Below are 9,871 nucleotides of genomic sequence, written 5' to 3' on the forward strand. Positions count from 1 at the left end.
GGGCGGATCGAGCACGGGTTCGGTGATCCGCACCACCGGCCCAGCTGCCCGCCCCGGGCTCACCCCGACTCCGTTGAGCACGACCTCGGCCATCGGCGAACTCCCTTCCGTGGTGTGTCCGCACGGTATCCCGAGGCGAGTGGTCTGGACCAGTGCCGTGGACCGGGCGGAGCAACGGACGGTTCCGGGCGTCGCAGCGCCCTCCGAGCCGAACGGCCCACATCCACCACCCCGAACCTGGTGGTAGCGGCAGGTGCCGCACCGCAGACGCTCGGCTGTCCGGGGGCCGGGACGGGGCTCGCGGGCTGGCCCACCGCCGACGCGGTCCTCCCCCGGTGGTGCGCGCAGCCCCCTCCGGGACGGCGTTCCCGCCCGGTCACGACCGGGACCGCCCCGTGCCGGTGACGTCCGAGGCGCCGAGCCCTCAGTCCACCGGCGCCTCCGCCGGCGGGGCGCCCCTGAGCGAGGCCATCAACCCGCCGAGGTCCTCCGGTTTCACCAGGACGTCCCTCGCCTTGGACCCCTCGGAGGGGCCGACCACTCCCCTCGTCTCCAACAGGTCCATCAGCCGGCCCGCCTTGGCGAAACCGACGCGCAGTTTGCGCTGGAGCATCGAGGTCGACCCGAACTGGGAGGTGACCACCAGTTCGGCGGCCTGCAACAACACCTCCAGGTCGTCACCGATGTCCGGGTCGATCTCCCGCTGCTCCCCCGGCTTGTCGGCGGTGACGCCCTCGGTGTACTGGGGCTGGGCCTGGTCCTTGGTGTAGGCGACGACCTGGGCGATCTCCTCGTCGGACACGAAGGCGCCCTGCATCCGGGTGGCCCGCGAGGCCCCCATCGGCAGGTAGAGGCCGTCGCCCATGCCGATGAGCTTCTCCGCCCCCGCCTGGTCCAGAATCACCCGGGAGTCGGTCAGCGAGGACGTCGCGAAGGCGAGCCGCGAGGGAACGTTGGTCTTGATGAGCCCGGTGACGACGTCGACGCTCGGCCGCTGGGTGGCGAGCACCAGGTGGATACCGGCCGCCCGTGCCTTCTGCGTGATCCGGACGATCGCCTCCTCGACGTCCCGGGGGGCGGTCATCATCAGGTCGGCGAGTTCGTCGACGATCGCCAGGATGTACGGGTAGGGCCGGTACTCCCGTTCGCTGCCCGGCGGCGCGGTGATCTCACCGTCGCGGACCTTGCGGTTGAAGTCGTCGATGTGCCGGACCCGGTTGGCCTGCATGTCCTGGTAGCGCTGTTCCATCTCCTCCACGAGCCAGGCCAGCGCGGCCGCCGCCTTCTTGGGCTGCGTGATGATGGGGGTGATGAGGTGCGGGATCCCCTCGTACGGGGTCAGCTCGACCATCTTCGGGTCGATGAGGATCATCCGGACCTCGGTGGGGGTGGCCCTGGCCAACAGCGACACCAACATGGAGTTGACGAAGCTGGACTTCCCGGAGCCGGTGGAGCCCGCGCACAGCAGGTGCGGCATCTTCGCGAGGTTGGCCGTCAACATGTGGCCCTCGATGTCCTTGCCCAGACCGATCACCAGGGGATGCGCGTCCCCCAGGGCGGTCGGCGAGTGCAGGACGTCGGCCAGGCGCACCATCTCCCGGTCGCTGTTGGGCACCTCGATGCCCACGGCGGACTTCCCCGGGATGGGGGCCAGCAGCCGGACGTTGTCGGTGGCGGCCGCGTAGGCGATGTTCTTGGTGAGCGCGGTGATCTTCTCGACCTTCACCCCCGGGCCCAGCTCCACCTCGTACCGGGTGACCGTCGGCCCACGGGTGAAGCCGGTGACCCGTGCGTCGATCTTGAACTGCTCCAGCACGCCCTGGATGGCGTCGATCATGGCGTCGTTGGCGCGGCTGCGGGCCTTCGGGGGATCGCCGGCTCGGAGCAGTTCGGGCGGCGGCAACTGGTAGTCGCCCTCCACCGCCCGGACGGTGAAGGGCGTTCCCCTGGCCGGTGCGGGGGTGTCGGCGCGCGTCTCCTGGTCGGTGGCCGGGGGGTGGGCGACGGCACGGGCGGCGGCGGCCGCGGCGGGCCGGGTCGGCTCCCCCGCCGGGACCTCCGTCTCCTCCACGTCCTCGCCCACCGGAACCGCGTTCTCCCGCGCCGAGGCTCGGCGACGCGGGCGGCGGGCCGGCCGGTCCTCCTCGGGGTCACCGTCCTCGCGGGTCCCGGCCTCGGCCGTCCGGGTGCGGCGCGGTCGAGGGGCCCGGGCGGGCGCCGGCTCCTCGTCACCGACGAGTTCTCGCCACCGCTCCGGGATCCGGCTGACCGGCGTCCCGGTGAAGACGAGCAACCCGAAGCAGGCGATCAGGGCGAGTAAGGCGATGGCGACCGGAGCGGTGAGCCCCTGCCCGAGCGGCCCGCCCGCCACGAAGCCGATGACGCCCGCCGACTCGCGCCAGGCGGCCGGTTCCTGGGGCGCTCCGGTGGACAGGTGCAGGATGCCGAGGGCGGCGAGTCCCATGAGCAGCGACCCGAGGACGTGGCGCATCCGGGCGTCCGGAAGGGACTGGTGCCGGAACATCGCGATGCCGGTGCCGAACAGCACGACCGGGACCACCGCTGCGGCCAGGCCCGCGAAGCTGCGCAGCGCGACGTCGACCCACTCCCCCACCGGACCGCCCGCCCGCCACCACACGCCGGCGGCGGTGACGATCGCCAACGCGATCAACACCATGGCCGCGCCGTCCCTGCGGTGCGCCGGGTCGAGGTCCCGGGTGCGGCCCACCGCCCTGGCCATGCCACCGACACCCCGTGCCAGCACCGACCACCCGCCGCGAACGCCCTTGGGCCGGGTCTTCTTCCGGGTGGCCGTGGAGCGGGACCGGGTGCCCGACCGGCTGCCGCCGGACTTCGACGAGCCGCCCTTCCGGTTCGAGCTACGTCCTGTCGTCGTGGTCCGGCCAGCCATGCCCCATACCGTAGTACGCCGTACCGCTGGTCACACGAACCACAGCGGACCCGCCGCGACGCGTGCTGACTCACACCGACACCGGCGTGCGGGTAGCCCGGTCGGGTGACGCTGGGCACTGCTGCCATGCTGCTGCCTCATGGTTGCACTCGCGCCCAGGCCGACCGACTCGGCACCGCGAACCACGTATCCCGTCCCGCCGGCTCCCCCCGCCTCCCCAGGCCGAACGCGCTGGCACGTCCCGCCGCTCTGGCGCGCGCTGATGCCGGTGGCGAGCCTCCTCGTCGGAGCGACCGGCCGGCTGGTCGTGACCGGGGACGTGCCGGCGAGGCTCCGGGGGCGCCCCCTGGTGCTGGCGGCGAACCACATCGGGAACTTCGACGTGCTGGTGTTGATCGCCGCCTGCCGCCGCATCGGGATCGCGCCACGCTTCATGGCCACCGGCGGGCTCTTCGACGCCCCCGTCCTCGGGCCGGTGATGCGCCGCTGCGGCCACGTGCGGGTGAACCGGGGCAAGGACACGGCGGGGGACGCCATCGGCACGGCGGTGAGCGCCCTGGGCTCGGGCGCCCCGGTGCTGGTCTACCCGGAGGGGCGCATCAGCCTCGACCCGGGCCTGTGGCCGGAGCGCGGCAAGACGGGGGTCGCCCGGATCGCCCTGGCCTCCGGGGCTCCGGTGGTGCCGGTGAGCCAGTGGGGCGCGCACGAGGCGGTGTGCTGGGGCACGCTGCGGATCGAGAGCCGGGCCGACCTGTGGGTCCTCGTCCGGTCGTGGCTCCAGGCCATGCGGCGGCGGCCCACCTTCCGGGTGCACTTCGGTCACCCGGTCGAACTGTCCGGGCTGGAATCGGGCCGGCCCGGCGACGCCGTGCGGGCCCGGAACCGCATCATGCGGGCGATCAGCAGGGGGCTGCGCCCGCTCCGCCACCGGGAGCCGCTGCGGCCGGCCTTCCACGACGGGACCCGACCGGTGACGGGCCGCAGCCCGTGGTCCCCCGAAGCGGACCGCGGCCGGACCAAGGCAGGCTCAGGACAGTAGGCGGTGAGCCTCACGGCCGGCGGGCCCACCCCGCCGGCCGCACCGTCGAGTCGCCGACCCAACCAGTCCACCCCCGCGTGCGCGTGACGACTGACCGACCCCGTTGCCGAGTGCGCCGCCCGCCGGAACAGCCCCGCGTGCGCGGGGACGACCCCTTCCTGACCGGTTTTACGTGCGGCAGGACCAGATTCCCTTCACTTTCCCAACCATCTGACGCAGCGTTGCCGGCGTCATGCGCACAGCATGCCGGGGCGGCGATGGGCTCGTGCGTCAGTGGTTCGCCCCGAAGGTGCGAGGTCGGATGGGAGAAGGTGGGAGGAGTGGTCGGCGGAGGCGATGCTGGCAGTCCGGCTACCCGGCCTGTGGTCACCCGGCCCGTGATCGCGGTGCACCGATCCCCGCTTCCGGAGGGACAACGCGTCGTCGCTGAGCGAGGGCAGGTTGACTTGCGGTGCCGGGCCGGGCGGGCGCCGCAGGCCGGCCCCAGTCGACAGTGACGCCCACGTGTGCGCCACCAGCGGTGGGCTGACGATTCCGGCGTTGATCAGGAGCGGCCTTGGGGGACAGCGAATCGTCCTGCCCCATTCCCTCGTGGTCCCGCGAAAGTGGTCGAGGCGATGCCATCACTACGGTGCGGTGGCGAATCAGCGAACGCCGGTCAGGCAAAAACCCCCGAGGACCATTCGCACCCTCCACGATCATGCGAGTACCGTGCGCCATGAACATGGAGGGGACGCGCGATGGCAGGACGGTTGCTCGGTTCCCTGACTACCGCTCGCCAGGCTGCGGGTTACACCCAGGAAAGCCTTGCCGCCGCGCTGAGACTGGAGCGCACCACGATCGGCCGGTGGGAACGCGGCGTTCAGTCACCGCAGCCGTGGCAGCGGCCCGGCCTCGCGCGCGCTCTGCGGATCTCGCTCGACGAGTTGGACGAACTCCTGCCTCGTCGCGGCCGGCAGCCGAACGTCCGTACCCCGGACGTGGTCATGACTCCGGTACCGCTCGGCGTCGAGGTAGCACCGGCGGTGCCACCCGCCAGAGACGGCAGTGGCTCCGAAGAGGCTGCCGAGGTCGACCTGGTCCACGCCGCGATCCCACGCCTGCGCCGTGCCCTTGACCGACTGGGCCTGCCCGACGACAAGCCCACCAGAAATCCGGCCGAACTCGTTGCCGAGATCGCCCGCGCCAGCGACGACCGCCCGCAGTCCCGCTACGGCAGCCTCGCTCGCCGCCTCCCGAACCTGATCAGCGAACTCGATCACGCCCGTCAGATCGGCGCCGCCGACGAGCGTCGCCACGTCGCGGCCCTGCTCACCCTGGTGCTGCGCGCCGCTGACGGGATGGCCTTCAAGTTCGGCTACCTGGACTTGTCCGCACGCCTGATCGATCCGATGCGCTCGACCGCCCAGCTCGCTGAGGACCCGCTGCTGCTGGCCGCCGTGGCCTACGTGCGCACCGAAACCTTCTTCGCCACCGGGAACCTGGACACTGCGGCGCGTGCCCTCGAACTGGCCGCCAACGACGTCCCCGACCTCGACACCGCATCCTCCTGCGCCGCGTTCGGCGCCCTGCACATACGGGCGGCGGTCGTGGCGGGTCGGGCGGGTAAGCCAGACCGCGCCGCCGACCACCTGCGGGAAGCGCGCCGCGCTGCGGCGACCGTCCCTGAGGGCGTCTACCACGGCACCGCGTTCGGCCAGGACTCCCTGAGGATCCACGAACTCGCCGTCGCCGTCGAACTCCGCGATCCCGTGGGCATCGAGCGGGCCGCTGCCTGGCACCCACCCGAGAACCTGCCCGCGGAACGGCGCTCCCACTACTTCATCGATCTCGCCCGCGCGCAGCTCGCACTCGGCCGCCACGAGGACGCATACCTGTGCCTGCGATCGGCCCGCCAAGCCGCGCCCGAACACACTCGCGCTCATCCGCAGGTCCAGCAGTCACTGTCCGCGCTGTTGCGGACGCACGGCACTGCGAGCTCGGGCCTGCTCGACCTGGCCGCGTGGGCCCGGGCCCGGTGAGAACGGCCCGACCCCCTCGAGGATTCACGGTATTGCCCTCCTCTCCCGGCCGGAGTGCCCTCCCCACCTGCCAGGTCCCGGTGTCATGGGCAGACGAGGTCGGGCAGATCGAGCAGGGAATCGATCACCCAATCCGCGTCGCGGCGCACCGGCGGATCCTCGGCCCACAGGTGACCCCAGGGCCCACGGCGGATCAGCGCCTTCATGAAGCCCGCCGCCTTGGCGGCCACGACGTCGTTGTCCCGGTGATCACCGACGTACACCGTCTGTCCTGGACCGTCAGGGACCATCTCCGCCACCCGCGCGAAGAACCCCGGAGAGGGCTTGGCCACTCCCCACTCACCCGACGTCGCGAGCCCGTCCACGCCGAGCCTCAACCCGCGTAGCAGTTCAGCGGCCCGAGCTGTCTGGTTCCCGGCTACCCCGACCCACAGTCCACGCTCGCGCAACGCGGCCAACCCCGGACGGACGTCGGGGTAGAGATCGCTGTCCTCGATCCGCTCGCCTCTCCCAGCCTCCTCACGTAGTAGCCGTTCGCGGGGCAGATCGAAGCCGGGCTTGAAGTACTGGAACGTCTCGGCGTTGTCGCGCCCAGCAGCGGTGACGGCTCCGAGAACGGTGGAGAAGGTGTGACGTGGCACCCCTAACCACTCGGCCCACGCACCCCACTCGCGCGAATCGTCCAGCAACGTCTCGCCCACGTCGAACACCACTGCGGTCACCATGCCTCACTCCTACGTCATCGGGCAGGATCGGCGCGAGACAGGGGCGATCGTTGGCCCTGCTTGTCCGCTGGCACGACTTCCGATGTCGAACAGCCCCGCAGCTGTAGGGATGGAATCGTCACTCCCGCCGCATCTGCTCACGGACGACGGAACGGCCCCGCGTGCGCGGGGACGACCCGGACAGGGCCGGGCGACCCGTCAGCTCTCCGGCGTTCCGCCCCGCGTCCCCGCCGCCCGCAGCGCGTCCCGCAGCACCTCGGCGAGGTGCGCGGAGTCCCGCCCCAGGCCCTGGGCGAGCTGGGTGCGACAGCTGAAGCCGTCGGCGAGCACCAGGGTGTCCGGCTCGGCCGCCCGCACCGCCGGGAACAGCGAGTCCTCGGCGCAGGCCATCGACACCTCGTGGTGTCCCTTCTCGAAGCCGAAGTTCCCGGCCAGCCCGCAGCACCCGTCGACGAAGTCGGCGCGCACCCCCACGTGGTCGAGCAGTGCGCGGTCGGGGGCGGTGCTGAGCACGGCCGACTGGTGGCAGTGGGTCTGGGCGACGGCCGCCCGCTCCGCTCCCCGGGGCAGCCAGTCGAGGTCGTTGGTGACGAGGAGTTCGGCGAAGGTGCGCACCCCCTCGCCGAGCCAGCCGGCCCCGGGCAGGAGTTCGCCCAGGTCGGTGCGGAGGGCCGCCGTGCAGCTGGGTTCCAGGCCGACCACGGGGACACCCGCGCGGACGTAGGGGGCCAGGACGCGGGCGGTGCGGCGCATGACCCGCCGGGCGATCCCCAGTTGGCCGGTGCTCACCCAGGTCAGGCCGCAGCACACCCGTTCGTGGGGCAGTTCGACGGTGTAGCCGGCGGCCTCCAGGACCTCGACGGCGGCCCGGCCGACGCCCGGGGTGAAGGTGTTGGTGAAGGTGTCCGGCCACAACAGCACCCGTCGCCCCCCGGCGGGGGCACGGCGCGGCGTGCGCCGGCGGAACCAGCGGGTGAGGGTCTCGGGTGCGAACACGGGGAGGTCCCGGTGGGGGTCCACTCCCCCGAGCCGGCGGACGGCCGACGCGACCGGGCGCACCGACAGGGCCGCGTTGAGGGGGCGGGCGAACGGCTCGGCCAGGGCCGCCAACACCGGCAGCCACCCCATCGAGTAGTGGGCGGCGGGCCTGATCCGGTTGCGGTAGTGGTGGTGGAGGAACTCGGCCTTGTAGGTGGCCATGTCGACCTCGACCGGGCACTCGGAGCGGCAGGCCCGGCAGGACAGGCACAGGTCCAGGACCTCGTGGACCTCCTCGGAACGCCACCCGTCCCGGACGACGTCGCCGTGCAGCATCTCCACCAGCGCCCTGGCACGTCCCCGGGTGGAGTGGCGTTCGTCGCGGGTGGCCCGGTAGCTGGGGCACATCACGCCGCCCTCGGTGTTGCGGCACTTCCCCACTCCGACGCAGCGGCGGGCGGCGGCGACGAAGGAACCACCGTCGTGGGGGTAGCGGAACAGGGTCTCCACCGGGACGGTGACGGTGTCCTCGCTGGGCCAGCGCAGGTTCGCGTCGAGGGGCAGCGGGTCGACGATCTGGCCGGGGTTGAGCAGCCGGTCCGGGTCGAAGACCGCCTTGAACTCGCCGAACGCCTCGATGACCTCCGCCGGGTACATGCGGGGCAGCAGCTCGCCCCGGGCCTGGCCGTCGCCGTGCTCGCCGGACAGCGAGCCGCCGTACCCGGCGACGAGGTCGGCGGCGTCCAGCATGAACTCGCGGAAGCCGCGCACCCCGGTCGAGCTGATCAGGTCGAAGTCGAGGCGGACGTGGATGCACCCCTCGCCGAAGTGTCCGTAGTAGATACCGCGTCGCCCGTGTTGCCGGAGCAGCGCCTCGAAGTCGCGCAGGTAGTCGCCGAGGCGTTCGGGGGGCACGGCGGCGTCCTCCCAGCCCGGGTAGCCCTCGGCGCCGTCGCTCATCCTGGTCGCGATGCCCGAGCCTTCCTCCCGGATGCGCCACAACGACCGCTGCTGCGCGGCCTCCACGAGGACGACCGCCGGAACGCCGAGGTCGCGGGCCAGGTCCTCCGCGCGGTGCACGGCCTCGGCCCGGGTGTCGCCGCCGGTCTCGCAGTACAGCCAGGCGTTCCCGTCGGGGAGGGATTCGGTGGCGGCGGAGGGGCCGTGCACGGCGCGGTGCGCCTCCACCAGGGCGCGGTCGACGCTCTCCACGGTCAGCGGTCCGTGGGGGAGGATGCTCGGCACGGCGTCGGCGGCGGCGAAGGCGTCGGGGAACCCCAGCACGGCCAGCACGCGCGCGGCGGGCGGGCGGATCAACTTCACGGTGGCGCCGAGCAGGGTGACGCAGGTGCCCTCGCTGCCGACGAGCGCGCGGGCCAGGTTCTCCCCGTTCTCGGGCAGGAGTGCGTCGAGGGCGTACCCGGACACCCGGCGGGGCAGGGTGGGCAGTCCGGTGCGGAGGGCGGCGCGCCGCCGGTCGACGAGGGCGCGCAGGGGAGCGGTGAGGGGCCCGGCGGAGTCGAGGTCGGACACGGTCAGGCGAGTGCCGTCGGTGAGCAGCACGTCGAGGTCGACGACGTTGTCCGCCGTGGTTCCCCAGGCGACGGCGGAGGAGCCGCAGGCGTTGTTGCCGATCATCCCGCCGAGGGTGCAGCGGCTGTGCGAGGACGGGTTGGGGCCGAAGGTGAGGCCGTGGGGCAGGGTGGTGCGGCGGAGTTCGTCGAGCACCAGTCCGGGTTCGACCCTGGCGGTCTGGCGGTCCGGGTCGAACTCGAGCAGCCGGTTGAGGTGGCGGGAGTGGTCCAGGACGACGCCGGGGCCGCAGGCCTGCCCGCCGATGGACGTCCCACCGCCCCGGTGGGTGATGGGGACGCCCCGTTCGGCGCAGACGGCGAGGGTGGCGGCCACGTCCTCGGCGTCGCGGGGGAGGACGACGGCTGTGGGCACGTGCCGGTAGTTGGAGGCGTCGCTGCTGTAGACGGCTCGGGTGGCGGAGTCGGCGAGCACGTCGCCCGCCACCCGGGCCCGGAGTTCCTCGGCCAGCCCCATCGTCCCCACCGCCTCACCGTGTGCTGTGTCGTTCCCGCGACCGATGGTGATCACAGTTCGGTGGTGGAGGCAAGCACCGGGCGGGGTGCGTCGGCGTCGACGGGCGGCGGGACACGGGCCGGTTGTCGGGGAGCCGGGCCGGGGCGGC

At 72.8% G+C, this 9,871-nt stretch carries 5 protein-coding genes; 2 read left to right on the forward strand and 3 right to left on the reverse strand.

Going from position 1 to position 9,871, the window contains the following annotated elements; all coding sequences use genetic code 11:
• Positions 1–424 precede the first annotated feature (424 nt).
• Complete coding sequence (locus tag ACTIDRAF_RS0210325) at positions 425–2,911, reverse strand: FtsK/SpoIIIE family DNA translocase (protein ID WP_016698661.1); 2,487 nt, start codon at positions 2,909–2,911, stop codon at positions 425–427.
• 262 nt (positions 2,912–3,173) lie between these two features.
• Between ACTIDRAF_RS0210325 and ACTIDRAF_RS28145 the strand changes: the two genes are divergently transcribed.
• Both ACTIDRAF_RS28145 and ACTIDRAF_RS28150 read left to right on the forward strand, forming a co-directional pair.
• Positions 3,174–3,950, forward strand: a complete 777-nt coding sequence (locus tag ACTIDRAF_RS28145) for a lysophospholipid acyltransferase family protein (protein WP_016698662.1) — start codon at positions 3,174–3,176, stop codon at positions 3,948–3,950.
• 740 nt (positions 3,951–4,690) lie between these two features.
• Positions 4,691–5,971, forward strand: a complete 1,281-nt coding sequence (locus ACTIDRAF_RS28150) for a helix-turn-helix domain-containing protein (RefSeq protein ID WP_052168771.1) — start codon at positions 4,691–4,693, stop codon at positions 5,969–5,971.
• 83 nt (positions 5,972–6,054) lie between these two features.
• Here ACTIDRAF_RS28150 and ACTIDRAF_RS0210340 read toward each other — a convergent pair whose 3' ends face one another.
• Both ACTIDRAF_RS0210340 and ACTIDRAF_RS0210345 read right to left on the reverse strand, forming a co-directional pair.
• Positions 6,055–6,696 carry an HAD family hydrolase gene (locus ACTIDRAF_RS0210340; RefSeq protein ID WP_016698665.1) on the reverse strand — a complete coding sequence of 214 codons (642 nt, stop codon included), beginning with the start codon at positions 6,694–6,696 and terminating at the stop codon, positions 6,055–6,057.
• 198 nt (positions 6,697–6,894) lie between these two features.
• Entirely contained in the window at positions 6,895–9,723 is a 2,829-nt protein-coding gene (locus tag ACTIDRAF_RS0210345; protein ID WP_039786701.1) for an FAD-binding and (Fe-S)-binding domain-containing protein, read from the reverse strand.
• Between the last annotated feature and the right edge of the window lie 148 nt (positions 9,724–9,871).

It is taken from the genome of Actinoalloteichus spitiensis RMV-1378 (genome assembly GCF_000239155.1).
Taxonomy (GTDB): Bacteria; Actinomycetota; Actinomycetes; order Mycobacteriales; family Pseudonocardiaceae; genus Actinoalloteichus_B; species Actinoalloteichus_B spitiensis.